Here is a 24,389-nt window from a genome sequence, read left to right on the forward strand (position 1 = left end):
TGCGGCAGTTAACAGAAGCTTGTAACCGCTGAATGATAGAATCGCATCAAAATAACGGTGGTTATGTTATTTAAAAAACATAACCAGCCCACATTCGTGAGGATAAATACATGAATCTTAAGCTGCAGTTAAAAATACTGTCGTTCCTGCAGTTCTGCCTTTGGGGGAGTTGGCTGACCACGCTCGGCTCGTACATGTTTGTTACGCTGAAGTTTGACGGCGCGGCCATCGGTGCGGTGTATAGCTCGCTCGGTATCGCCGCCGTCCTGATGCCAACGTTGCTCGGGATCGTCGCCGATAAATGGATCAGCGCCAAATGGGTGTATGCCATCTGCCACCTGGTCGGCGCATTAACGCTGTACCTCGCGGCGCAGGTCACCACGCCAGGCGAGATGTTCCTCGTGATCTTGCTTAACTCGCTGGCCTATATGCCGACGCTTGGCTTGATCAACACCATCTCCTACTACCGCCTGCAGTCGGCGGGGCTGGATATCGTGACCGATTTCCCGCCAATTCGTATCTGGGGCACCATCGGCTTTATCCTCGCCATGTGGGGCGTTAGCTTCTCGGGCTTCGAGCTTAGCCATATGCAGCTTTATATCGGCGCGACGCTGTCGGTCTTGCTGGCGCTGTTCACCCTGACGCTGCCGCATATTCCGGTCGCCAACGCCCAACGTAACCAGAGCTGGACCGAGATGCTCGGCCTGAACGCTTTTGCGCTGTTTAAAAACAAGCGTATGGCAATCTTCTTTATCTTTTCCATGATGCTCGGCGCCGAACTGCAAATCACTAATATGTTTGGCAACACCTTCCTGCACAGCTTCGATAAAGACCCGCTGTTCTCCGGTAGCTTTATCGTCGAGCACGCGTCGGTATTGATGTCGATTTCGCAGATCTCCGAAACGCTGTTTATCCTGACCATCCCGTTCTTCCTTAGCCGCTACGGCATTAAGAACGTGATGCTGATTAGTATCGTGGCGTGGATGCTGCGCTTCGGCCTGTTCGCCTTCGGCGATCCGACGCCGTTCGGTACCGTGCTGCTGGTACTGTCGATGATCGTCTACGGCTGCGCCTTCGATTTCTTCAACATCTCTGGTTCAGTGTTCGTTGAGAAAGAGGTACGTCCGGAAATCCGCGCCAGCGCCCAGGGAATGTTCCTGATGATGACCAACGGCTTCGGCTGTATCCTTGGTGGGATGGTGAGTGGCAAAGTTGTCGAGCACTTTACCGTTGAGGGGATCACTAACTGGCAAAGCGTGTGGCTGATTTTCGCCGCCTACTCGCTGGTGCTGGCCTTCGCTTTCGTAGCGCTGTTTAAGTATCAACACGTCAGACAGCCTGCCGCCGCGCGCCATCACGCCTGATCGTCATTGCCCGGTGACGGCGCGTTGCGCCTTCTCCGGGCTACCAAATCGCACAGCGCTGTAGCCCCGGTAAGCGACAGCGCCACCGGGGGTTTTGAGGTCATTGGTACCGGCAGTTTCAGCCAGCACGATGATTAAATTAAAGGCAGGCCGCACGGACCGTAGGCCGGATAAGGCGCCAGCCGCCATCCGGCAAAATACGCGCACAATGCCTGGTCCCGGTTTACGCTTTCAGCACATACCCATACAACCGCTTAATACCATCGGTATCCGTTTCGCTATAAACCCCCTGCAGCTCCGGCGAAAAGCCTGGCAGCATATTGACCCCCTCTTCCAGCGCGAGGAAGTAGCGCAGTACCGCGCCGCCCCAGATTTCGCCCGGCACCACGCACAGCACGCCCGGCGGATACGGTAGCGCCCCTTCCGCCGCGATGCGGCCTTCGGCCTCGCTCAGGCGCACCAACTCAACGTTACCGCGGATAAATTCACGGTTGGCGTCCTGCGGGTTCATCACCACCGGCGGGAAACTCTGCTTGCGGAACATCGCCTTTTGCAGGTCTTTAACATCAAAACTGACGTACAGATCGTGCATTTCCTGACACAGCTGGCGAATGGTGTAATCGCGGTAGCGAACCGGGTATTTGTTGTAAATAGTCGGCAATACCTCAGCAAGCGGCGAATCCGCTTCGATATGCTGTTCGAACTGGGCCAGCATCGCCACCAGCCGCGCCAGTTTTTCCGCGCTTTCCGCCGGCGTCAGCAGGAACAAAATCGAGTTGAGATCGCACTTCTCCGGCACGATGCCGTTTTCGCGCAGGTAGTGCGCCAGGATGGTCGCCGGGATGCCAAACTCGGTATAGTCTCCGCTATCGGCATCGATGCCCGGCGTGGTCAGCAGCAGCTTACACGGATCGACAAAGTATTGATTGTCAGCATAACCGCTAAAGCCGTGCCAGCTCGCGCCCGGTTCGAAGCTAAAGAAGCGACGTTCACTGGCGATAGTCGCCGTCGAATGCTCCTGCCACAGTTTCCCGCCGACCAGCGGCGGTACAAACGGCCGCAACAATTTACACTGCGCTAGTATCGCTTTACGCGCTTCGATACCCAGCTCAACGCACTCCGCCCACAGCCGCCGACCGCTCTCTCCTTCGTGGATTTTGGCATTCACATCGAGCGAGGCGAACAACGGATAAAACGGACTGGTGGAAGCATGCAACATAAAGGCGTTATTCAGCCGCTTATGCGGGCAGAAACGCGCCTGGCCGCGCAGATGGTTATCTTTCTTGTGGATTTGTGAGGTCTGCGAAAAACCGGCCTGCTGCTTATGCACCGATTGCGTCACAAAAATGCCCGGATCGTTTTCATTGAGATCCAACAGCAGCGGCGAGCAGTCAGCCATCATCGGGATAAACTGCTCGTAACCGACCCACGCCGAGTCAAACAGAATGTAATCGCAGAGATGGCCGATTTTATCGACCACCTGACGCGCGTTATACACCGTGCCGTCATAGGTGCCCAGTTGGATCACCGCCAGACGGAACGGGCGCCGCGCGTCGGCTTTTTCCGGCGCCGCTTCGCGGATCAGCTCGCGCAGGTAGGTTTCATCAAAGCAGTGGTCGTCGATGCCGCCGATAAAGCCGAACGGGTTACGCGCGGCTTCCAGATAGACCGGCGTCGCCCCGGCCTGGATCAGCGCGCCATGGTGGTTTGATTTATGGTTGTTGCGATCGAACAGTACCAGATCGCCGCGGGTCAGCAGCGCATTGGTCACGACCTTGTTCGCCGCGGAAGTGCCGTTAAGCACGAAGTAGGTTTTATCGGCATTGAAGACTTTTGCCGCAAATTTCTGCGCGTGCTTCGCCGAACCTTCATGGATCAGCAGATCGCCGAGCTTGACGTCGGCGTTGCACATGTCAGCGCGAAAAACGTTCTCGCCGAAAAACTCGTAGAACTGGCGGCCCGCGGGATGCTTTTTAAAGAACGCGCCATGCTGATGGCCGGGACAGGCGAAAGTGCTGTTGTCCATCTCAACGTACTGGCTAAGCGTATTGAAAAATGGCGGCAGCAGTTTCTCTTCATAGCCGCAGGCGGCCGCTTCCAGCTCCAGCCACTCCTGCTCTTTGCCGCTAATCACCGCGACGACTCCTTCCGGTTTATCCGTTTGCGTTTCGCTAAATAGATAGACCGGCAGATTGAATCCGCTGCGCTTGAGCAGGGCCAGGATACCGCTGCGGCTATCCGCCGCGGTGATGACGACCGCTGCCGCATCGGTAAAATCAGTGCTGTCCAGCGCCACAACCTGACGATGGGTGGACAGACGGGAGACCAGCTCGCAGCTGGCGGCAATGTGCATAGATTTCATAAGCGCAAATGCCCGTATCGGGAGTGTAAAAATCTCAGGCAAAGGTGGAGCCTTGCCCAACGATGTGTCCGGGTCTGACGGAATTCAGCTCCGACCGCCGGACATCAGTAAAAGCAGACGCGTCCGATCTTACTGTTGTCCTACAGTGAGCATACGTGGCCTTCACCGCATGGTGAACAGGGAGAGTAAGGAACGAGGCATACCGCGCAGCAGTACGCAGCGGCAACGGCGATGTAATGGCGATGTCGTCATCCCGGCGGCCTCAGGGTAAAGAGGTGAAAATCCGCGCAATCATGGCACCTTTCCGAAAGTGGCGCAAGATGAAATCCATATGCATTCTCCCCACGTATCCGCAAGCCTTAGCGGCGAAACAACGTCATAATAATGCGGACATCAGGAATAATTAACAGGAGTTTACTTTGGTTATAGGGCCATTTATTAACGCCAGCGCGGTGCTTGTCGGCGGCGTACTGGGCGCGCTGCTGAGCCAACGATTGCCGGAACGGATCCGCACCTCGATGACCTCGATTTTTGGGTTGGCATCACTGGGGATTGGTATTTTACTGGTCATCAAGTGCGCCAACCTGCCGGTGATGGTGCTGGCGACGCTGGTCGGCGCGCTGCTCGGCGAAGTGTGTAATATGGAGAAAGGCATCAATACCCTGGTGAGCAAACTCCAGCAACTATTGTCGCCAAAGGGCAGGAAAAAGGCCTCGGCCCACGAGTCTTATATTCAGAGCTACGTGGCGATCATCGTGCTATTTTGCGCCAGCGGTACGGGCGTTTTTGGCGCCATGCGCGAAGGAATGACCGGCGACGCCAGCATCCTTATCGCCAAAGCGTTTCTCGATTTTTTCACCGCCACTATTTTCGCCTGCACCCTGGGGCTGGCGGTGTCGGCAATCTCGGTGCCGATGCTGCTGATTCAGCTGAGTCTGGCGGCCTGCGCCTCGCTTATCATGCCGCTGACCACGCCGATGATGATGGCCGACTTCAGCGCCGTCGGCGGTATGCTGCTGGTGGCGACCGGCCTGCGTATCTGCGGGATTAAGATGTTCGCGGTGGTCAATATGCTCCCCGCCCTGCTACTGGCAATGCCGATTTCGGTCGCGTGGACGGCCTTTTTTGCCTGACGACGCGTGCTTTTACGGCAAAGTGGTGATAGATTGTGCAGTCTGCTGCGAAATTTATAAATTTCGTTGACGAGGCGCGGTGAATCAGGTTTAATGCGCCCCGTTGCCCGGATAGCTCAGTCGGTAGAGCAGGGGATTGAAAATCCCCGTGTCCTTGGTTCGATTCCGAGTCCGGGCACCACTATTTAAAGAACCCGCCCAAAAGGCGGGTTTTTGCTTTTCTGCAGCCGGACTCTCCATCGAACTGCGTTCGATTATTCGCCGCCAACACAACCGCGTTAAAGCTGATGAACGACCTGCTGCAGAATGCCCATGTTAGCCTGGTCCAATACCCGTTCATCCCAACCCATTTCTGAGCTCGAAACCGCAACACTCCAGGCTGAATTTGTACCCTTCGGCAGAATTTTGGCTCTGATCTCGTGGTTTACGGTAACAAAGTCCTGAGTGACCAAACGTTGAATAGGGGCCAGGTTTGCATGTACTACCTGACTTCCTGAACCGACACCAAAACGTAACGGATGTGACCTCATTTCATTGTTGAGCGCCGTTTCTGCTTTTGTCTTATCCGAATAGACTTTGTTGTTGAGGCCCTGGAAGAAATCATTCAGCTTGTTTCTTAGCTTGGCGATAGACTTGATGGTTTCGAGGAAATCTTTATTCGTCGCAACCTGAACATCGGAAAAATTATTACGGAGCAACGCCATCGCGCCAGCGGCCAGGCCGGTCGCGCCGACAGAAGATAACGCATAACGCGCTGCTATACCCGAAAGCGACGAACCCGCCTGCGAGGCGGCGATGGCGGCTGTACCTGCGCCAAAAGAAGCGAGCCCGCCAATGCCTGCCAGTATTTTACCGGCTACATCATAATAGCTTTTAGTCTGATCCCGGTAGACGTTACCGCCGTAACCATACATATGCGCAGGCGTTGTTCTGAAGCGATCAAAAAACGCGGCATGATTGCTCATGGTAGCAGTACGACGACTGGCCCCCGTCAGAGATTCCAGTTCGTATTCTTCGTCGCGTTGTCTTCTGGCAGGCTCTTTACTGGCAGAAAGCAACCGCTCATAGGTATCCATAATCGTGCGATCCGGAGCGTTCTCAAACTGACTCAATGTTCCTTTATCCAGTTCATTGACGAATGAAATAATAATATCCAGCTGCTCCGCGTCAAACCGGGAATGATCGGAGAGAACCGCATTTATCTCGGAGGTAATATCTGGCATTGCAGGCGCTCCAGCGTCGATTAAATTTCTTTATTCTGTTTGATATCCCAACCCGATTTAGTTTCTGCGCCTTTGGTCCCTTGGGAAGACTGCTCCCAATAATGCAGATTAACTTTAGATGCCTGAAACAGGTAATTCACCATAATAGTGTCGGTATGACCCACACCGCTAAAACTGGTTTTCGTCACCAGAACATCTTCAAGGACAACACGCGAATACTCAATTTGCGAGCCGCCGGCTTTGCAAATTGATAGTTCGACTTTAGCGACATGTTTACCGCTAGCGCAAAACTTGAGAACTGCCGGCGTTGCTTTATCTATCAATGCTTGTACCGAAAGGTCCTGAAAATTAACTTTACCCGCTCCGCCACCGCCGCCAACGCTCATATTCCCAGGCTGCTCAGCCGCCCAGCTAAATGACAAAACATCTATCCAATTTTTATGATTTGAGTCGTTAGATTCACCGGTTACCCCATCAACCTTCAGATACATATCAATAGCCATAACAGTCCCTATATTGCATGTTTTAAGAAAAGGAGCCCCCTAATAAGCTAGTTTAAATTTTGCAGATTTAAATGAAGAACACATTACACAAACAAAACCAGGAATAATCTCAGCATCAGTATTCGTTTTGCAAAAGGCTAACATTAACCTTAACGACTACCTTTTTAATCTCCTGCGGCAATGTCGTAATACATCCAGGTTTATGCGGCTCACCAGGCATAAATATCACGAAATTACCAGGCCGTAGCGTAATGGCCTGCTGATTTTCAATCGCATTACACAACTGATAATCCTCTTCAACGTGTATCGCTTCGCACTGCTGTGCACAATTTACCATTCCCCACAGAATACGTTCTTCACCGCTTAGCAACAGTTGAATATCGATATATTGCGCATGCTGTTCCGATTTTTTACTTTCCGCTGGCTGGGTAGTAAATACCATGACGTTCATAAAAATATCGTCACCGCGTAGATTGAAACGTCCAGGAGATTTCTCCTGTGGACAAGCGGCTACCGCCAGCATCAACGCTTCGGCTAAAACGGGATGTATCCCGGAGGCGGTTAGCGTTCCAATATCACCTGCTATCATGAGTTATTCTCCCGAGCCAGTAACACCGCTCCCAGCAATCCCGCGTCATGTCGGTAATGCGCGGGTTGTAACATTACGTGATATACCGACGGTTCCTGCGCAAGGTAAGCTCTCACCATCTCCAGATAACCTTCCGCCAGGCCGATGCTGCCACCGACCACCACGCGCTGGCAATCCGTTGTCGCTTTTACATCAGCGATCAATCTCGCTAAGGTCTGTGCCGAACGGTGAATAAGCCCAATAGCCTGCTCATCATCCTGCCCGGCACGGATGAAAATCGTTTTCGCATCACATCCGCTGAGTTCTCCCTGGGCTGCGGCCGCCATTCCACGTCCGGAAGCAACAGCCTCTACGCAGCCGCGCCGACCACAACCGCATAGCGGTCCATTCGGGTCCGCTAACGTATGGCCCAGATGGCCGGCGAGACCGCCATTCCCGGTGATTAGCCGACCATTACTCACTACACCGCCCCCCACACCTGTGGATACCGTGATGAAAACCATGTCGCGACATTCATCCCCCAGAGCATGGTATTCCGCCCATGCCGCAGCTTGCGCATCGTTAACCGCCAGTGTGGGTAGGCCGGTGATTTTTTCCAGGGTCTGCGTCAGCGGAAAATGCTGCAAACCGCCCAGATTGTGGGGATTGATGGCCGAAAGCACGCCGCCGCTAATTATTCCGGTAGAGGCAATTGCCACTCGCTGGGCGCGAGCAAATAACGGCACGATCAGCTCTTGCAGCGCCGAACATAGCGCTTCCGGCATTTTGCTGGCGGGTGTCGGCAACTCACGGCGTTTAAGGAGGTTCAGGTCATCATCCACCAGCGCGGCGGCGAGTTTGGTTCCGCCGATATCAATAGCAAGCGTAGTCATGACACCGCCTTTTTTAACGCCGAGTTATACCACTGGCAGATATGCTCAAGACGAGTGATGGCAGAGCCAACGGTCACGGCCCATGCCCCCTGGCGCATCGCAGTTGCCGCCTGCGCCGGGGTATTGTAGCGCCCCTCCGCAATCACCCGGCATCCGGCCTCGCTGAGTGTTTTCACCAGAGCGAAATCGGGTTCTTCCGGCGTTTTTACCGTCGTGTAGCCAGAAAGCGTCGTCCCGATAATGTCGGCTCCCTGCTGCTGGCAAGCCATCCCATCTTCAAAAGTGGAACAGTCGGCCATCGCCAGCAAAGCATGCTGATGAATTCGCGCCAGCAGTGCCGCAACGGTAACCGGGCGCAGGCGATCGGTACCATCCACGGCGATAATATCCGCCCCGCCTTGCGCCAGCGCATCAACATCTTCAAGGAACGGGGTGATCCGGACTGGCGAATCGTCGAGATCGCGTTTCATAATCCCGATGATAGGAATAGAAACGACGGCGCGGGTGGCGCGTAAATTATCAATACCTTCAATACGCAGCGCGACCGCCCCTGCCTGCTCCGCCGCCAGGGCCATCGCAGCGACAATTTCAGGCTTATCCAGCGGGCTATTTGGTACAGGCTGGCAGGAAACTATCAAACCACCAGATTGCGCAATGTTTTGATTAAGCTGTTGAAGTAGAGACATCATCATATCCTTAGGCAAACATTCGTGATTGGCCGGGCGCCATGGTTAATTTTTACTTTTCGCTAATGTGCTTTTACCGCGACCAAACGGCACTGCGCCGCTGAACGGTTTGCCATCGATCGCATCATGGGTACGCATGGCTTCCGGGCGGATCCACCGCTGGACGCGAGTTGGCATATCAAGCCCGATGAGTAAGATCACCACGAACGTCAGGCTAAAGGAGAGCGAACCCAGCGCGGTGCCTAAATCCAGGCGTTGAGCAATTAACGCCCCGAGAATCGGCGCTAACGCGCCGCCCAAAGCACCGACGTTGTAAGTAAATCCCAGACCCGCAGCACGCTGATCGGTTTCGAAATAACCGCCGATCAGCTTCGGTAAGATCCCTGAAATTCCTTGACCCAGCATTTGCTGGAAGAACAGTAACAAACCGAGCACCCAAACATTGGTGCCGCCTATCGCAAATACCGGAACGATGAGCAGTTGCGAAGCCAGTAAACTGCAAACGTAAGCTTTACGGGTCCCCAGCCAGTCGCCGAGGAAACCGCCGACGCAGCAGCCGACGGCTGCACCAAAACCGCTAAAGAACAATACGTTAGCAACAGTATGTGGATCATAGGCCAGTTCAGTTTTCAGATAAGTAGGCAGCAGCGCCTGAATCGGCCAGGAGTAGAGGAAAGCGAATAGCACCACCACCATCAACATCACGCCGGTCGGCCAGCGTTTACCGCTGCTTTGCACCATGAAACTGATGAAAATAATGGCGCATACCAGGCCCAGCAGCGCAACCAACCCGGCGATACGCGCCTCGCCGGCAAAGCAGTACCATAACGACGCGCCGGCCACAAAGGTCATGATGATGTTTAGCACCCGATGCTGGCCGCGATAGAGAATATCGACCATCGTACGTACCGGCGCTTTACCTTCGTGCTTCTCTTTCCAGTCTTCCGCTTCCGGAATGTTTTTACGCAGCCAGAGGGCAAAAACGATGGGGACAATGCCGATGAAAAAGAGCGCACGCCAGCCCCAAACGGGCACCACCAGACTATAAACCTGCGCGGCGACGACGGCGCCAACCGAGAAGCCAGAGATCAGAAATCCACTCGCCTTGTTCCGCAAGTGTTTCGGCCAGCTTTCAATAACATAGGTGGCGCTGGAGCCATATTCTCCCGCCATGCCCATCCCAATAACCAGCCGGGCAATAAAGAGAGAGGTGTAGCCAGGGGCAAAACCACAGGCCAGCGTACCCAACGAAAAAAGAACAATGCTGGTCACCATCGCCAGGCGGCGACCGTAGCGATCCCCCATTGCCCCGAGCATCAAGCCGCCAAACCAGCGAGAGATAAAAGCGGCGGAAATCAGGCTTGCCGCCTGCACCGTCGTTAAACCGAATTCCCCCTGAACCTCAGTGAGCACCAGGGCGATTAAGACAAAATCAAAACCATCAAGCAAATACCCTAACCAGGCGGCGGAAAATGCCCGCCACTGCGCCCGGTTAAGATGACGATACCACGGGATGTTCTGGGTTGTTGTACTCATGGTGAGTCTCCCGCGATGGGCTGCGCCCACTCGCTTTGGTATGAATTGAATATCGTTGTTGCCGGATGACGCCCGCTTCAGATGTCTGATTAAATCTCTTATCGAAAGCGCAGTTTATGAGCGTCTCCGGCGAGAAATCAGCCGCGCTCCTGCATTAACTGCTGCGCCAGCGCTTTCAATTCGGCCTGGAATTTATCCTCTACCGGCGCAAACGGTTTACGGCAGAGTGGTACGGAGAGCACATCCATATAGTGCAGCACCGTTTTCAGTCCACGGAATACGCCCACTTTGACTAACAGATCGATGACCTTATTACACTCATGCTGCAGCTGCTGCGCCTTCGCGGTGTCGCCCTCTTTCAGCGCCTGCACGATCCCCAGATAGCGCCAGGCCATAATGTTATAGGTACTACCGATCCCGCCGTCAGCGCCCGCCAGCAAGCCGGAAGCGAAAATTTCGTCATAGCCGTTGTAGAGCACCAGTTCCGGATGCGCGCGACGGATTTGCTCCATTTGATAGAGATCGCCAGACGTTTGTTTTAACGCGCCCACCCCCGGTAATGTCACCAGTTGGTTAATCTGCTCTAAGGTCAGTTTTACCCCACTCAGCGCCGGAATGTTATAGACCACCATCGGTATCCCATCAGCAGAATCAATAATTGCGCGATAATGATCGCAGTGCTCTTCAAAGCTGAACGGGTAGTAGAACGGCGTTACCGCGGAAACCGCATCAAAACCATAGCGCTTAGCCGCCACCGCCAGCTGCTGGCTTTCCGCCGTACTGACGCAACCAACATGCGCAATTAAGGTAATTTTCCCTTTCGCCTCTTCCGCTACGATTTCAAGGACTTCTTCGCGCTCGGACAGGCTCTGAACGAAGGCCTCCCCGGTCGATCCGCCGACGTAAACCCCATCAACGCCCTGCTCAATATTGAAACGTACTAACCGACGCAGGCTCGCCCGATCGATGTTCTGCTGTGCGTCGAATGGGGTCAGAAGCGCGGGCATCACGCCACGTAAATGGCTAACCATATATACCTCGTAATGATGTTTGACTGGATTAACTATGTACCTTTATACCTGTTATACCAGAACATTTTTAAAGCAGTACAATAAGGAAAGCTTATTGTGCGATCGAGTTCACTAAACCGATCGCGAAGCAGGGATCATTTAGCGGATTTTTTGGTTTTACCTAAGGCTCGCCAGGTGGCGGAAACACTTTTGAGGTGGGTTTGCAACGCACGATCGGCTTCGTCCGGATCGCGATCGCGTATGGCGTTAAATATGGCGATATGCTCTTGAAAACTGACGTTATTGTGATGATGAAGCTCTTGCTCCGACACTTTCGGCCGCGCAGCGATTAGCCAGTCAAGCAAAGCAACATGCGTCGCCATAAAGATAGGGTTGCCGGGGATCTCCGCCAGCACGCGGTGGAAATCGACGTCTGAGCGAATAAATTGCGCGTTATCATCCAGCGACTGGCCGTTAATCTCCAGCGCCTTGCTTAACAGGGAAATCTGCTCATCCGTGGCGTTCTCAGCCGCATAGCGCACCAGGCTTGATTCGAAAAAAAGGCGTAACTGCTCGAAATGCGCGATACCGCCAGGCGCGGAGAGAAAATCCTTCGCCAGCCCGGAAAGCTCGGAAATGATGGTGTCCGCCGACGGTCTCGAGACTCGCGCACGTTCGCCATTGTTGATTTGCACCAGGCCCTTACGCTTGAGCGCAGCCAGCGCTTCACGTACCGACGGGCGCCCGACGTTAAAAAACGCCATCAGCTCACGTTCGGAGGGAAGCTGTCCACCTTCGCCAAACTCGCCGCGACGAATCATCTGCTCCAACTCTTCTTCCACCATTTCAGACAACTTTTTGCGCGCCAGTGGGCGTCGGCGCAGGCTGTTGCCGATAGTTTCCTGGGTGTCATCTGACGAGTGATCGAACGCGCTCATAAGTATCGTTTAACCTGGAAAAAAGAGAAAAAGTTTCGCTTTTTCATCATATCACAAATCCTACACGGGTAATGAAGAGCGGTAAGCAGCCGCTTTCCGGAATAAAAAAACAACCGATTGGCCTTTTTTCTTGCAGAACAACATCACTTACTGGAACCCATCGCCCCTCCTGAAAAGCTCACCTGCGATTTGTCCTATAAACGTTTACCCGTTCCATTAAGTTTTTACTTATCATTGCAATTCGCAAATGATATTGGTAATTATTCTCATTAGCATTTGCATTGGTGATTTCTTTGGCAAGGTATACCGAGGCCGTAAGGGAACGAGCATCGTCTGAACAACGGCGCTTTGTCCCTTACCGACCCGCGAAGGCGACGCTATCAGGATGATGCGACACGGTGTCTTCAGGAATTACGGACATCGCCCAGCGCGTTGACCGGCCTCTCATCCGGCAAATGCGGCCTTACAAGCCGCCGTGGCAGTGCGGCGGGGCGTCAGACCGTTCATCAGGACAATGACGCGCAAGCGTTAATGGAAGTCGGGACAGGGAATTCCCGATTCGTCAGCGCGCGCTACGGATTCACCGCCTGCGATAGGGTCGCCGGCGTTGCCGTGCGCCGCGCTGGCGAAACTAAAAAATGGCGCAGCGCCAGGCACAGCCGGGTTAACGATAGTTAACTTCGCGCTGGCCGGCATATTGACTGCGTCGACTTCCTGAATTAGTTCGTCAAGCGGAGAGGGATTTTCTCATGCGTATTCTGTTTGTTGGCCCGCCACTCTATGGGCTGCTGTATCCGGTGCTGTCTTTGGCGCAGGCATTTCGCGTTAACGGTCATGAAGTGCTTATCGCCAGTAGCGGTAAATTCGCCCAAAAGGCGGCCGAGGCAGGGCTGGTGGTGTTCGATGCCGCGCCCGGCTTCGATTCTGAGGCCGATTATCGCCGCCGCGAGGCGCAGCGGAAGGAAAGTAACATCGGCACCAAAATGGGCAACTTCTCGTTCTTCAGCGAAGAGATGGCCGACCAACTGGTGGAGTTTGCCGGACACTGGCGGCCCGACCTTATCGTCTATCCTCCCCTCGGCGTCGTCGGGCCGCTGATCGCCGCCAAATACGATATCCCGGTAGTCATGCAAACCGTCGGCTTCGGCCACACCCCCTGGCATATCAAAGGTGTAACGCGCTCGCTCGCTGACGCCTACCGCCGCCACGGCGTCGAAGCTCCGCCGCAGGATATGGCGTGGATCGACGTGACGCCGCCGAGTATGAGTATCCTGCAAAACGATGGCGAACCGATCATTCCCATGCAATACGTGCCGTATAACGGCGGTGCGGTTTGGGAGGAATGGTGGGAACGCACGCCCGATCGCAAAAGGCTACTGGTCAGCCTGGGCACCGTCAAACCGATGGTCGACGGCCTCGATCTGATCTCCTGGGTGATGGATTCCGCCAGTGAAGTCGATGCCGAGATCATTCTGCATCTCTCAGCTAATGCGCGCTCCGATCTACGCGCGTTGCCGTCGAACGTTCGCCTGGTTGACTGGATCCCGATGGGCGCCTTCCTCAACGGCGCCGATGGTTTTATCCATCACGGCGGCGCTGGCAACACCCTGACGGCACTGCACGCGGGTATTCCACAGATCGTTTTCGGCCAAGGGGCCGATCGCCCAGTAAACGCCCGCGCGGTAGTCGATCGCGGCTGCGGGATCATCCCCGGCGACGGAGGTCTGTCGAGCAGCATGATCAATGCTTTTCTCGACGATCGCGAATTACGTACGGCCTCTGAAGAGGTGGCAGCGGAAATGGCGGCGCAGGCCTGCCCAACCGAGGTGGCGAAAGAACTGGCCGCCATGGCGCAAAAAGGTAATGGCCGCCGTGGCGGATTTCATCTTTAAATTGACGGAGGAGGCTTAATGCCTGCGACTCACTCTCCCACACCCGCGCGGTCATGGATAATCCGCCTTGCGCGCGTGTGCTGGGAACGTAAGAAACTTAGCGCCATCGTAGTGGTGGCGTCGGTGTCGACCATTCTGCTGGCTGCGCTAACGCCGCTACTGACACGACAGGCGGTAAATGATGCGCTGGCGGGAAATCCTACCCGCCTGCCGTGGCTGGCCTGCGGGCTGCTACTGATCGCCTTTTTTGATTTCATCGGTAACTATGTACGACGCGGCTATGCTGGCGAGCTATCGCTGTGGGTGCAGCACACCCTGCGAGGACGAGCGTTCGACAGTATTCAAAAGCTCGATGGCGCAGGCCAGGATGCGCTGCGTACCGGACAGGTGATTTCACGGACCAATAGCGATCTGCAGCAAATGCATACCCTATTGCAGATGGCTCCGGTACCGCTGGCGGTATTTACCTACTACATCGCCGGTATTGCCGTGATGCTGTGGATGTCGCCGGCCATGACGCTAATCGTGGTCTGCGTGCTGGCGTGTCTTGCCATTACCGCGCTGCGCGCCCGTCGTCGGGTATTCGCTCAGACGGGGCTGGCTTCAGACCGGCTGGCGAATCTGACCGAGCACATGCGCGAAGTTCTGGCGCAGATCTCGGTGGTGAAATCCTGCGTGGCGGAACTGCGCGAAACGCGCTGGCTGGATCGTCAGTCGCGGCAGATGGTGCGCGTGCGCATCGGCGCGGCCATTTCGCAGGCGATGCCTGGCGCTACCATGCTGGCGCTACCGGTGCTCGGGCAAATCGTTCTACTGTGCTACGGCGGCTGGTCAGTGATGCACGGGCGAATTGACCTCGGGACATTCGTGGCCTTTGCCAGTTTCCTCGCCATGTTGACCGGACCTACCCGTGTGCTGGCGTCATTCCTGGTGATCGCCCAACGAACCCAGGCATCCGTAGAACGGGTATTCGCTCTGATCGACACCCGTTCGCAAATGGTTGACGGTAGCGAAGCGCTCAATGGTCGAGTTATTGGCCTGCAGCTAGAAAAAGTGAACTTCGGTTATGGCGGCGGCAGCCGTATCCTGAGCGATGTTTCCTTCTCCCTACAGGCGGGTGAAACGCTGGCGGTAGTCGGCGCGTCGGGCTCCGGTAAATCGACGCTGCTAATGCTGCTGGCGCGCTTTTACGATCCCAGCGCTGGCGATATTTGGCTAAACACCAGCACCGGTCGGCAGAACCTTCGCGATCTCAAGCTTGAGGCGTTGCGCCGTCAGGTGGGGGTGGTATTTGAAGACGCCTTTCTGTTTGCCGGAACGGTCGCGGAAAATATCGCCTACGGCCACCCGCAGGCGACGATGGAAGATATTCGCCGCGCGGCGGCGGCGGCAGGCGCCAGCGAGTTTATCAATGCCTTACCGAAAGGCTTCGATACCCGCCTAACCGAGCGCGGCACTAACCTCTCCGGTGGACAGCGGCAACGCATCGCGCTGGCGCGGGCGCTGATTACCGCACCGGAACTGTTGATTCTCGATGACACCACATCGGCGGTAGATGCCGGTACCGAAGCGGAGATCAATGCCGCGCTGGGTCGTTACGCCGATGACCAGCACATGCTGCTGGTGATTGCCCGCCGCCGGGCGACGCTGCGGTTGGCCAGTCGAATTGTGGTGTTGGATAAAGGGCAAGTGGTGGACATCGGCAGCCAGGCTGAGCTTGAGTCTCGCTGCCCGGCGTTCCGCGCGCTGATGACCGGCGACGGGGATTTCCTCGAACCTGGCGCCGGCGGCTGCCGCGATCTTTGGCCAACAACGCCAGCGATGCAGAACGAGGAGCCGCAAGCGTTGCCGGAAGTTGACGGCAACGGTTTTGTCGCCCGCATGACCCGCGTGCCGGAACAGGCGGTTCAACAGGCGCTGGCCGGAGAGGGACGTAGATTGACCTCGCTGCTGCGGCCGGTGGCGTGGATGTTCATCATCGCCGCCCTGCTGATCGCGCTGGATTCTGCCGCTGGCGTCGGCGTGTTAATACTGCTGCAGCGCGGTATTGACTCGGGGGTTGCCGCAGGCGATATGGCGACTATCGGCATCTGCGCCCTGCTCGCCCTGTGCCTGGTGGTCATAAGCTGGTGTTGTTATTCACTACAAACCATCTTCGCCGCCAGAGCGGCGGAGTCGGTTCAACATACGGTACGCTTGCGCAGCTTTGGCCATATGCTGCGTCTTGCCCTCCCCTGGCATGAAAAGCACGTTGATTCACGCCTGACCCGGATGACCGTCGATGTCGACTCCCTCGCCCGCTTTCTGCAAAACGGCCTTGCCGGCGCGGCCACCAGCCTGGTCACGATGTTCGCCATCGCCGCGGCCATGTTCTGGCTCGACCCCATTCTGGCGTTGACGGCCTTAAGCGCAGTGCCGGTAGTCGCGCTGGCGACCTGGGTTTATCGTCGCCTGAGCTCTCCAGCCTATGCCCAGGCGCGCCTTGAAATCGGCAAGGTGAATAGCACTCTGCAGGAGAAAGTCTCCGGCCTGCGCGTCGTGCAATCCCATGGTCAACAGGAGCAAGAGGCCGCCCGGCTGCGCGCATTATCGGATCGCTTCCGCGCTACCCGCGTACGCGCGCAGAAATATCTTGCGGTCTACTTCCCCTTCCTGACCTTCTGTACCGAGGCCTCCTATGCCGCCGTGCTTCTGGTTGGCGCATCGAGGGTGGCCGAAGGCGAAATGACCGCCGGGGTGCTGGCGGCATTCTTCCTGTTGCTGGGGCAGTTTTACGGCCCGGTACAGCAATTATCCGGGATTGTGGATTCCTTCCAGCAGGCGACGGCCAGCGGTAAACATATTGATGAACTGTTGGCGACCGAAGAGACAGAAAACGTCACCCCTTCCTCCACCCAGCCGGCCACGGGTGCATTACAGCTTGATGAAGTTACGTACCGTTATCCCGGCAGCGCTGAGCCAGCGCTGGACAAGCTCACCCTGACCATCCCCGAGGGCAGTGTCGTGGCGGTCGTTGGCCGCAGCGGCGCCGGGAAGTCGACATTGATTAAACTTATCGCCGGACTCTATTCGCCCACCAGCGGGACCATCGGCATTGGGGAACGACAGATGACGGCGACAACCCTTGCCGATTACCGCCGTCAGATCGGGCTGGTCGATCAAGATGTTGCGCTCTTTAGCGGCGATATTGCGGAGAATATACGTTATTCGCGGCCATCCAGCAGCAATGCCGAAGTTGAGATCGCTTCACGGCAGGCAGGCCTGTTTGAGCTGGTACGTCAGCTCCCGCAAGGTTTCCGCACGCCAGTCAATAACGGCGGCGCGGATTTATCCGCCGGACAACGTCAGTTGATTGCGCTGGCTCGCGCCCAGTTGGCGAATGCCCACGTCCTGCTGCTCGATGAAGCCACATCGCGCCTGGATCGCCGCGCGGAAGAGCGCCTCATGTCTTCGTTAACCGAAGTCGCCCGTGCCAGAAAACGCCTGGCGCTAATCGTGGCGCACCGCCTGACCACTGCCCAGCGCTGCGATCTGATCGCCGTTGTCGATAAAGGGCGGCTCGCAGAATACGGTACCCACGAGCAATTACTTGCGGCGAACAGCCTCTACGCCCGCTTATGGCGCGATAGCGTCGGCCCGGCAGATGCACGCAACCAACACGACATAACGGGAGAAATCGTGGGATAGTGATGGTAAGCGTTAGACCTTAATCAACACGCCTAAAGCGGCTGTTCATGGAACAGCCGCTTTAGCTATTTTTACTGGTAGCATGATTTTTCAAAGAGATAGAATGTTCAATATCAATCCACATCCGCCGGTTTCAGCGGCTATCGCCGGCCTGCGCCGCCAGTTGGCTACCGGCAACATTACCAATCTTTCTCATTTCTGGCAGCAGGCCGCATCGCTGCCGGTACCGCTAGTAACAACGGTAGACGGCGCAGCCGATGAACGTGAAGTCACTTTTTTGTGGCGCGCCCGCCATCCGCTCAGAGGCGTTTATCTGCGATTAAACCGGGTAACCGACAAAGAACAGGTGGCAAGAGGGCTGATGACCCAGATTCCCGCAACGGATATCTGGACCCTGACGTTGCGCCTACCGGCCAGCTATTGCGGCTCTTATTCACTGGTGGAGATCCCGCCCGGCACGCCGGAAGAGGTTGTTAACCAGCTTGGGAGCCGCTTTGCCGCTCTCGCCGGACAGGCCGATCCGCTCAATAAGACGCCGGGGATCGCTATTCGCGACGGCGTGCGGGAGTCGGTGCTGGCGCTTGATAACGCCCCCGCTCAATCCGAATGGCGCGGAGGCCGCCACGCCGGCACCTTGCTGACCTCAGAACGGATCGTTGCCGGGCAATCACGGCAGGTGCGTCTGTACCTGCCCGTGGTTGATAAGTCACAGCCGTTGGGGCTGGTGGTGCTACCCGATGGCGAAACCTGGTTCGATCATCTTGGGGTGTGCGCAGCCATCGACGCCGCGATCGATAGCCGTCGCATTGTTCCCGTGGCGCTGCTGGGCATCGACAATATCGATGAGCGCGAGCGCACCACGATACTCGGCGGGCGCAGCGAACTAATACGGGACGTCGCGGAACATCTCCTGCCGACCATTCGCCGCGAACAGCCGCGACAAAAATGGGCGGATCGCTCACGCACCGTCCTGGCCGGGCAGAGCCTCGGCGGCGTCAGCGCGCTGATGGCCGCCCGCCATGCGCCGGAAACTTTCGGTCTGGTGCTCAGCCATTCGCCTTCCATGTGGTGGACGCCAGATGGCGGCAGTCGCCCCCATTTATTTAGCGCAACCGATACTTCATGGGTCAGCGAACATGTGTTGTCTGCGCCACCGCGTACTGTACGTATACGCCTGTGTGTGGGCTCACTGGAAGGTTCGACGGTGCCTCACGTCCAGCGGCTTCATCAGCAGCTACAGGCGTCCGGCGTTGATAGTCATTGCGCCATTTACACCGGCGGGCACGACTACGCCTGGTGGCGCGGCGCCTTGCTTGATGGGCTCGGCTTACTGCAGGGTTGACTTGACCAGCAAGCGCTTTCAGGCAACTGTATGTGCTTTCTGAATAACGAAAATTTCACCTGCGGAAAAGGAATAATCATCAGATGTATGCCCGCGAGTCTCGCTCTACGCGCCCGCGCAAGGCGCTTTTTGCCGTTCTTTCTTGCCTCACCCTCAGCTATAGCGCTTCAGGCTTAGCAAAACCGGATATGCAGCCGTTGGGGCCCAATATCGCCGATAAGGGTTCAGCGTTTTACCACTTCAGCGTCAATCAGTTCGATTCCGCCGACGGCGCTCGCCACTATCGGGTATGGACGGCCATACCGAATAAAGCCGCGCCACCAACGGGCTATCCCGTGCTATATATGCTTGATGGTAATGCGGTAATGGATCGCCTGTCTGACGAACTACTCAAGCAGCTGACGGCGCAATCGCCGCCGGTGATCGTCGCGATCGGTTATCAGACCAACCTGCCATTCGATCTTAACGGCCGGGCCTACGACTATACGCCGGCAGTCAGAAAGAATAATGAAACATATGCTGGCCGCAATAGCGGCGGCAGTGAAGACTTCCGTCAATTACTGGAAACGCGTATAGCCGCTAAGGCGGAGCAAGGGCTGAAAATCAACCCACAGCGCCGCGGCCTGTGGGGCCACTCATACGGCGGCCTGTTCGCGCTCGACTCCTGGCTTTCGTCCTCGTTCTTCCATTCATATTACAGCGCCAGTCCTTCGCTTGGCCGGGACAACTTTGCCCTGCTGAACCGAATCACGGCGGTCGAGCCTGCATCATATTGCGCCAAAAGCCTGGCCATTATGGAGGGTTCGGCGACGCCGGGTGATAACCGGGCAACGCACGCCGCTGAAGTGCTAACTAAAGTACATGCCACCCTCGCCACGCTGAAAGAGAAAGGGGTTAATGCCGCCTTTTGGGATTTCCCTGGCCTGGGGCACGGGCCGATGTTTGACGCCTCATTCCACAGCGCGCTGCTGGATATGAGTCGCGAAAAAGCGTCCAACCAGCATAGTTGTCCTTAACCCAGCGTTGATACTGCCCGCGCGGTTGCGGGCAGTATACTGATGACGATGCGATCAGAATGTCGCCGTCACTCCGGCATAATAGGCCCGACCGGGTTCGTTATAGGTATTCGCCCCTTCGGATGAACGATAGATCTGTTTATCGAAGATATTGCTGACCCCCACGTTCAGACGCAGATTTTTATTAATATCGTAATTAAAGTTGGTACCCACCAGCGAATAAGCCCCCAGCTCTTTACCCGACAGGCCGCCGGTATCTTCGCTGCGCGACTCCGCATGGGTACGCGGTTTTTGTCTACCATACAGCGTCCAGTTGACGCTGGCGGAAAATGCCTGGGTAATCGTCCAGTCCAGGGAGTTGTTGATGGTGTATTTCGGAATAACCGAGAGCGGATTACCGGTATCTTTTTGTTCCGAGGTAATCATGTATGTGGCGTTGGTATTCCATTTCAGACGATCCTTCACCAGCGGGAACGCCATACTGGCTTCAATGCCGTCCACTAACGCTTTACCACCGTTCTGCCACTGGAGGATATAAGCGCCGGAAGCGGTTTGCCCAATAATATCATCGCCGGCCACAATCTTATTCTGATAATCGTTACGGAAATAAGTCACGCTGGCATGATAATCGTCGAGGGCGAACTCCAGGCCGATCTCTTTATTCACGCTGATTTCTGGATCGAGATCTTTGTTACCAATCAAATAGCAGCCGCCTGAAGTAATATCTTTAGGGCAACCGTTGCCTTTCGAATAGAGCAGATAGCCTTCACTGGATTGATAGAGATTTGGGGCTTTAAAGGTTCTGGCTATCCCGGCTTTAATTTTGAAGTAATCACCTAATTCCTGCGACAGGTTCAGGCTGGGGCTAAAGTTGCCGCCGGACTCATTAAGATAATCAAAACGCAGGCCGGGAATAATATTGGTTCCGGGCGTCGGTTCAATATTATCTTCAAAATAGATGGCGCTAATTTGTGAATGATTTTTACTGCTGCGATCCGCCGCTGAACCGGGAATACCGCCAATGTTATTATCATTTACCGATAAACCAGTGGAAGAGGGATCGTCAAGCTCATCGCGGTTCCACTCCGCGCCAACGGTCAGAGTCTGATCGACCCATAGATCCAGCGGAATATTGAGTTCGCCGCTGGTGCGCCAGGAGGTCAGGCGGTTAGTGGTGAATTTCTCATCCGCCGAAATACGCCCTTCGCCGCCGCCGGATAAACCTTCATCCATACGGGTGTTATTGGTTTTTTCGTAATAGACTCCAAAGCGGCTTTGCCCCCAATCCCAGACCCCATTATGGGTAATACCGTAATTCTGCCGATACAGCCGGTTAGTCTCTGCGCCAGATTTCGCCAGGCTTTCAGTCACCGCGCTGGAAGAGCTATTTTGCGTATCGCCGGCGTAGATATTACCCTGACGGCTATATCCGGCTTCAAAATCGAGAATTTGCTGCGGATTCACTTTCCAGGAAACGACGCCGTTAATATCTTTGTTGCGTACCCCTTCGTGGCCGGCGGCGTTTTTCGTCCCCGCGGAAGAGTTAATATCCCAGCTGTCGGCATCGGTTTTATTCAGGTTGCCGTACAAACGCATCGTCAACGCATCGCCGGCCAGCGGCCCGCTCAGGCTAAAGTTGGCGCGTCGGGTGGCCCCTTCATCGCTGCTTTCCGGTTGGTTGGTGTATAACGAGAGCGAGCCATGCCAGTCATTGGTTGGGCGTTTAGTAATGATATTCACCACCCCGCCCGCCGCGCCGGAGCCATAGCGCGCCGCCGCGGGGCCGCGAATGACTTCGATACGTTCAACCTGTTCCGGCGGTACCCAGTTAGTATCGCCGCGGGTATCACGCTCGCCGCGCCAGCTATAGCGTACGGAGTTACGCGAGGTCACCGGGACGCCATCAATGAGGATTAAGGTGTTTTCCGGCCCCATACCGCGAATATCGATTTGGCGGTTATTACCGCGGGTGCCTGACGCGCTGTTGCCGGTGAGGTTCACCCCCGGCATTTTGCGAATAATATCGGAGAGGTCGTTGACCGGAGGGTCCTTTTTAATATCTTCGCTGGTAATAATTGAAACGCCCGGCTGCTGCTTAAGTACTTGTTCTGCGGTGGCTTCAACGACCAGCGTTTCATCGCTATCGTCGGAAGATTTGGCGGCGGATAGCGGGCTATTCAGCCCTACCACAAGCGCGGTGAGCGGCCAGAGGATCTTGTTAATTCTCATACCTATTCCCTAATTCATGCCTAACTTAAAGTGGTTGTTCGTTAAGCTCACATCCTTGCCAGGTATTAATATTGTTATTATGTTTTTATTATGAGAATGATAATTAATATCATTTAAGTGGGGTTAAGGCAATCCTTGACGCGCTAATAACCTGGCGACATGAGAGGGCGCTACAAAATTAAAAGGCGCCATTAAGGCGCCTTTAGCAGTTACTGGCTATTTTCCTCTACCACGGATAATAAATATGTTCCGCCTGTTCGCGCGCCGGCGCTTCATCGCCCTGTAACCGCGCCGCCAGGGTAAAAGCGAAATCAAACACCTTGCCCAGTCCCCGGCCGCTCAGCAGATTGCCATCTTCCACAACGTCGGCGTCCACGTACACGCCATCGCTCACCTGCTGCCAAAGATCGCCGGAACAGACATAGCGACGCCCCTTCAGCAGCCCATTGCCGCCCAGCACGCGGGCGGCTGCGGAGCAAATCGGGCAGATATATTTGCCCGCTTCATCGTGGCGGCGAACGAAGGCAATAACCTCCGCGTTTTTCGCCAGGTTAACGCTGCCTTCCGGGCCGCCCGGCAACACCACGGCATCAAAGGTTCGATCGAAGCTGGCCTTCAGGGTGCTATCCGCTATCATCGGGATAGCGTGGTAGCTCACCACTTCGCGACTCTCGCCGCAGGCAATTGTCTGCACCGCAATATTCAGACGGCGCAGGATATCGATAGTGACTATCGCTTCCCCCTCTTCAAACCCGGGGGCTAATAACACGGCTACGCTTTTCATCTCGCTCTCCATTCCTTGAGGGTTACCAGTACGGGTACCAAATCTGTCGCAGCCGCGCCAGCAGCTCAAGATAGAAATAGTCACCCCAGCTACAGCATTGATCGACGCCCTTGCCGCTACCCATGTGATAAACCGAGTGCTGCAACAACCCTTCGGTCGGTGTGTCGTCGTGGGCCAGGTAGTTGTCGGTCAGCGACAGCGCAATGCGCAGCGCCATCTCTTCGTAATACGCGCGGTTGGCGTCGAGCGTTGGCAGCGCCTTGACCAGCTCCAGCAGACCGCAGGCGGCAATCGCCGCTGCCGAACTGTCGCGCACGGCATCGGTGCCGAGCAGCGCCAGATCCCAATGGCAAACATCATCTTCCGGCAGACGGTTGAGGAAGTAGTGCGCCAGGCTGCGCGACAGTTCAACCATCTGCTTATCGCCGGTGTGCTGATAGCTCAGCAGGAAACCGTAAATGCCCCACGCCTGGCCGCGCGACCAGCATGAAGTATCGCTGTAGCCCTGATGGGTGTTACCAAAGCGCGGCTCGCCGGTCTGTACATCCATATAGTAGGTGTGATAAGTCGAAGCGTCTTCACGCACGATATAATTCGCCGCCTGCCCGGCGTGGGCCGTTGCCGCCTGCGCGTAGCGCGGGTCGCCGGTCTGCTCGCTGGCCCAGTACAGCAGCGGCAGGTTCATATTGCAGTCGATGATCATTCGCCCCTGCTGCTCCGGATCGTTTAAGTCGCCCCACGCCTGAATAATTTTGGCCGTCGGGTTAAAACGCTCCATCAGGCGCTCGGCAGCCAGCAGCGCCGACTGGCGAGCGGCTTCATTGCCGGTGAGCCGCCAGGCGCTGATGCAGGAGAGCGAATAAAGGAAGCCGAGGTCGTGAGTCGCGGTGTCGATACGCTGCTCAATACGCCGGGCGAACGACGGTAAATAGCGCTCGGCGGCTTCGCGGTAGCGCGCTTTGCCGGTCATCTCCCACGCCAGCCACAGCTGGCCCGGCCAAAAACTGGTGGTCCACTCTACGTTCTCGGTACGCGGCCAGATACCGTTTTCACAAGCTTCGCCGGGGAACTTATCGCCGAAGGCAACGATATTTTTGTCGAGCTTGCGCGTCACGCGGTCCAGCGCGTCTTCCAGCTTCTGGCTCAACGCCAGGCGGTCAACCTGATGCAGTTCTATCGGCCGCAGCGCTTCGGTGATAACAGATTTGGTCATAACAACTCCT

Annotated in this window: 19 protein-coding genes and 1 tRNA gene; 7 read left to right on the forward strand and 13 right to left on the reverse strand. The window is 55.9% G+C overall.

Features of this window, described 5'->3' with window-relative positions:
- Positions 1–110: 110 nt before the first annotated feature.
- Positions 111–1,364 (forward strand): nucleoside permease, encoded by a 1,254-nt coding sequence (locus tag PGR79_RS06855; protein ID WP_087859785.1) that lies wholly within the window; start codon positions 111–113, stop codon positions 1,362–1,364.
- A 223-nt stretch (positions 1,365–1,587) separates the two neighbouring features.
- On the opposite strand, the gene PGR79_RS06860 is transcribed toward PGR79_RS06855, so the two are convergent.
- The gene (locus PGR79_RS06860) at positions 1,588–3,726 is read right to left on the reverse strand and encodes an ornithine decarboxylase (RefSeq protein WP_430921318.1); all 2,139 of its coding nucleotides are present in this window, start codon (positions 3,724–3,726) and stop codon (positions 1,588–1,590) included.
- 419 nt (positions 3,727–4,145) lie between these two features.
- On the opposite strand from PGR79_RS06860, the gene PGR79_RS06865 reads away from it, so the two are divergent.
- Together PGR79_RS06865 and PGR79_RS06870 are read left to right on the forward strand one after the other, a co-directional pair.
- The gene (locus PGR79_RS06865) at positions 4,146–4,859 is read left to right on the forward strand and encodes a DUF554 domain-containing protein (RefSeq protein WP_045379610.1); all 714 of its coding nucleotides are present in this window, start codon (positions 4,146–4,148) and stop codon (positions 4,857–4,859) included.
- A 105-nt stretch (positions 4,860–4,964) separates the two neighbouring features.
- A tRNA-Phe gene (locus PGR79_RS06870) sits at positions 4,965–5,040 on the forward strand.
- A 97-nt stretch (positions 5,041–5,137) separates the two neighbouring features.
- Here the strand turns inward: PGR79_RS06870 and PGR79_RS06875 are convergent.
- The 9 genes from PGR79_RS06875 to PGR79_RS06915 all read right to left on the reverse strand — a co-directional run bounded on the left by PGR79_RS06875 (position 5,138) and on the right by PGR79_RS06915 (position 12,912).
- A complete protein-coding gene (locus tag PGR79_RS06875) occupies positions 5,138–6,082 on the reverse strand; it encodes a transcriptional regulator (protein ID WP_411325522.1) in 945 nt (314 codons plus the stop codon).
- Positions 6,083–6,102: 20 nt separating this feature from the next.
- Positions 6,103–6,585, reverse strand: a complete 483-nt coding sequence (locus PGR79_RS06880; protein ID WP_015369713.1) for an Hcp family type VI secretion system effector — start codon at positions 6,583–6,585, stop codon at positions 6,103–6,105.
- Positions 6,586–6,700: 115 nt separating this feature from the next.
- Positions 6,701–7,174 (reverse strand): N-acetylneuraminate anomerase, encoded by a 474-nt coding sequence (gene nanQ / locus PGR79_RS06885; RefSeq protein WP_015703464.1) that lies wholly within the window; start codon positions 7,172–7,174, stop codon positions 6,701–6,703.
- Entirely contained in the window at positions 7,171–8,046 is an 876-nt protein-coding gene (gene nanK, locus PGR79_RS06890; protein WP_262854163.1) for an N-acetylmannosamine kinase, read from the reverse strand. The genes nanQ and nanK overlap by 4 nt, the downstream gene beginning before the upstream one ends.
- Positions 8,043–8,732 (reverse strand): N-acetylmannosamine-6-phosphate 2-epimerase, encoded by a 690-nt coding sequence (locus tag PGR79_RS06895; protein WP_047079769.1) that lies wholly within the window; start codon positions 8,730–8,732, stop codon positions 8,043–8,045. Before PGR79_RS06895 ends, nanK begins: the two co-directional genes overlap by 4 nt.
- 45 nt (positions 8,733–8,777) lie before the next feature.
- The gene (locus PGR79_RS06900) at positions 8,778–10,268 is read right to left on the reverse strand and encodes an MFS transporter (protein WP_015703467.1); all 1,491 of its coding nucleotides are present in this window, start codon (positions 10,266–10,268) and stop codon (positions 8,778–8,780) included.
- Positions 10,269–10,405: 137 nt separating this feature from the next.
- Complete coding sequence (gene nanA / locus PGR79_RS06905) at positions 10,406–11,299, reverse strand: N-acetylneuraminate lyase (RefSeq protein ID WP_015703468.1); 894 nt, start codon at positions 11,297–11,299, stop codon at positions 10,406–10,408.
- Between the two features lie 134 nt (positions 11,300–11,433).
- Positions 11,434–12,216, reverse strand: coding sequence for a transcriptional regulator NanR (gene nanR, locus PGR79_RS06910; RefSeq protein WP_042897796.1), 783 nt, complete (start codon positions 12,214–12,216; stop codon positions 11,434–11,436).
- Positions 12,217–12,744: 528 nt separating this feature from the next.
- Positions 12,745–12,912: a hypothetical protein gene (locus tag PGR79_RS06915; protein WP_113373050.1), complete on the reverse strand. Its 168-nt coding sequence runs from the start codon at positions 12,910–12,912 to the stop codon at positions 12,745–12,747.
- A gap of 53 nt (positions 12,913–12,965) precedes the next feature.
- On the opposite strand from PGR79_RS06915, the gene iroB reads away from it, so the two are divergent.
- The 4 genes from iroB to PGR79_RS06935 all read left to right on the forward strand — a co-directional run bounded on the left by iroB (position 12,966) and on the right by PGR79_RS06935 (position 20,153).
- On the forward strand, positions 12,966–14,108 hold the full coding sequence (iroB, locus tag PGR79_RS06920; RefSeq protein ID WP_430921321.1) for a salmochelin biosynthesis C-glycosyltransferase IroB: 1,143 nt from the start codon (positions 12,966–12,968) through the stop codon (positions 14,106–14,108).
- Positions 14,109–14,126: 18 nt separating this feature from the next.
- Positions 14,127–17,795 (forward strand): salmochelin/enterobactin export ABC transporter IroC, encoded by a 3,669-nt coding sequence (iroC, locus tag PGR79_RS06925; protein WP_430921323.1) that lies wholly within the window; start codon positions 14,127–14,129, stop codon positions 17,793–17,795.
- Between the two features lie 103 nt (positions 17,796–17,898).
- Positions 17,899–19,137 carry an alpha/beta hydrolase-fold protein gene (locus PGR79_RS06930; protein WP_430921325.1) on the forward strand — a complete coding sequence of 413 codons (1,239 nt, stop codon included), beginning with the start codon at positions 17,899–17,901 and terminating at the stop codon, positions 19,135–19,137.
- 83 nt (positions 19,138–19,220) lie between these two features.
- Positions 19,221–20,153 (forward strand): alpha/beta hydrolase, encoded by a 933-nt coding sequence (locus tag PGR79_RS06935; RefSeq protein WP_430921327.1) that lies wholly within the window; start codon positions 19,221–19,223, stop codon positions 20,151–20,153.
- A gap of 54 nt (positions 20,154–20,207) precedes the next feature.
- Here PGR79_RS06935 and iroN read toward each other — a convergent pair whose 3' ends face one another.
- The 3 genes from iroN to PGR79_RS06950 form a co-directional block, all read right to left on the reverse strand.
- Positions 20,208–22,382, reverse strand: a complete 2,175-nt coding sequence (iroN, locus tag PGR79_RS06940) for a siderophore salmochelin receptor IroN (protein WP_015703473.1) — start codon at positions 22,380–22,382, stop codon at positions 20,208–20,210.
- Between the two features lie 226 nt (positions 22,383–22,608).
- A complete protein-coding gene (locus PGR79_RS06945) occupies positions 22,609–23,166 on the reverse strand; it encodes a DJ-1/PfpI family protein (protein WP_430921329.1) in 558 nt (185 codons plus the stop codon).
- Positions 23,167–23,188: 22 nt separating this feature from the next.
- Positions 23,189–24,379 (reverse strand): glycoside hydrolase family 88 protein, encoded by a 1,191-nt coding sequence (locus PGR79_RS06950; RefSeq protein WP_087859795.1) that lies wholly within the window; start codon positions 24,377–24,379, stop codon positions 23,189–23,191.
- Positions 24,380–24,389: the final 10 nt, after the last annotated feature.

The sequence above is a fragment of the Klebsiella sp. 141161 genome, from assembly GCF_050600815.1.
Classification (GTDB): domain Bacteria; phylum Pseudomonadota; class Gammaproteobacteria; order Enterobacterales; family Enterobacteriaceae; genus Klebsiella; species Klebsiella aerogenes.

Coding starts and splice junctions, on each gene's coding strand:
- PGR79_RS06855 (WP_087859785.1), top strand. CDS start 111: ATGAATCTTAAGCTGCAGTTAAAAATACTGTCGTTCCTGCAGTTCTGC.
- PGR79_RS06860 (WP_430921318.1), bottom strand. CDS start 3,726: ATGAAATCTATGCACATTGCCGCCAGCTGCGAGCTGGTCTCCCGTCTG.
- PGR79_RS06875 (WP_411325522.1), bottom strand. CDS start 6,082: ATGCCAGATATTACCTCCGAGATAAATGCGGTTCTCTCCGATCATTCC.
- PGR79_RS06880 (WP_015369713.1), bottom strand. CDS start 6,585: ATGGCTATTGATATGTATCTGAAGGTTGATGGGGTAACCGGTGAATCT.
- nanQ (WP_015703464.1), bottom strand. CDS start 7,174: ATGATAGCAGGTGATATTGGAACGCTAACCGCCTCCGGGATACATCCC.
- nanK (WP_262854163.1), bottom strand. CDS start 8,046: ATGACTACGCTTGCTATTGATATCGGCGGAACCAAACTCGCCGCCGCG.
- PGR79_RS06895 (WP_047079769.1), bottom strand. CDS start 8,732: ATGTCTCTACTTCAACAGCTTAATCAAAACATTGCGCAATCTGGTGGT.
- PGR79_RS06900 (WP_015703467.1), bottom strand. CDS start 10,268: ATGAGTACAACAACCCAGAACATCCCGTGGTATCGTCATCTTAACCGG.
- nanA (WP_015703468.1), bottom strand. CDS start 11,299: ATGGTTAGCCATTTACGTGGCGTGATGCCCGCGCTTCTGACCCCATTC.
- nanR (WP_042897796.1), bottom strand. CDS start 12,216: ATGAGCGCGTTCGATCACTCGTCAGATGACACCCAGGAAACTATCGGC.
- PGR79_RS06915 (WP_113373050.1), bottom strand. CDS start 12,912: ATGCCGGCCAGCGCGAAGTTAACTATCGTTAACCCGGCTGTGCCTGGC.
- iroB (WP_430921321.1), top strand. CDS start 12,966: ATGCGTATTCTGTTTGTTGGCCCGCCACTCTATGGGCTGCTGTATCCG.
- iroC (WP_430921323.1), top strand. CDS start 14,127: ATGCCTGCGACTCACTCTCCCACACCCGCGCGGTCATGGATAATCCGC.
- PGR79_RS06930 (WP_430921325.1), top strand. CDS start 17,899: ATGTTCAATATCAATCCACATCCGCCGGTTTCAGCGGCTATCGCCGGC.
- PGR79_RS06935 (WP_430921327.1), top strand. CDS start 19,221: ATGTATGCCCGCGAGTCTCGCTCTACGCGCCCGCGCAAGGCGCTTTTT.
- iroN (WP_015703473.1), bottom strand. CDS start 22,382: ATGAGAATTAACAAGATCCTCTGGCCGCTCACCGCGCTTGTGGTAGGG.
- PGR79_RS06945 (WP_430921329.1), bottom strand. CDS start 23,166: ATGAAAAGCGTAGCCGTGTTATTAGCCCCCGGGTTTGAAGAGGGGGAA.
- PGR79_RS06950 (WP_087859795.1), bottom strand. CDS start 24,379: ATGACCAAATCTGTTATCACCGAAGCGCTGCGGCCGATAGAACTGCAT.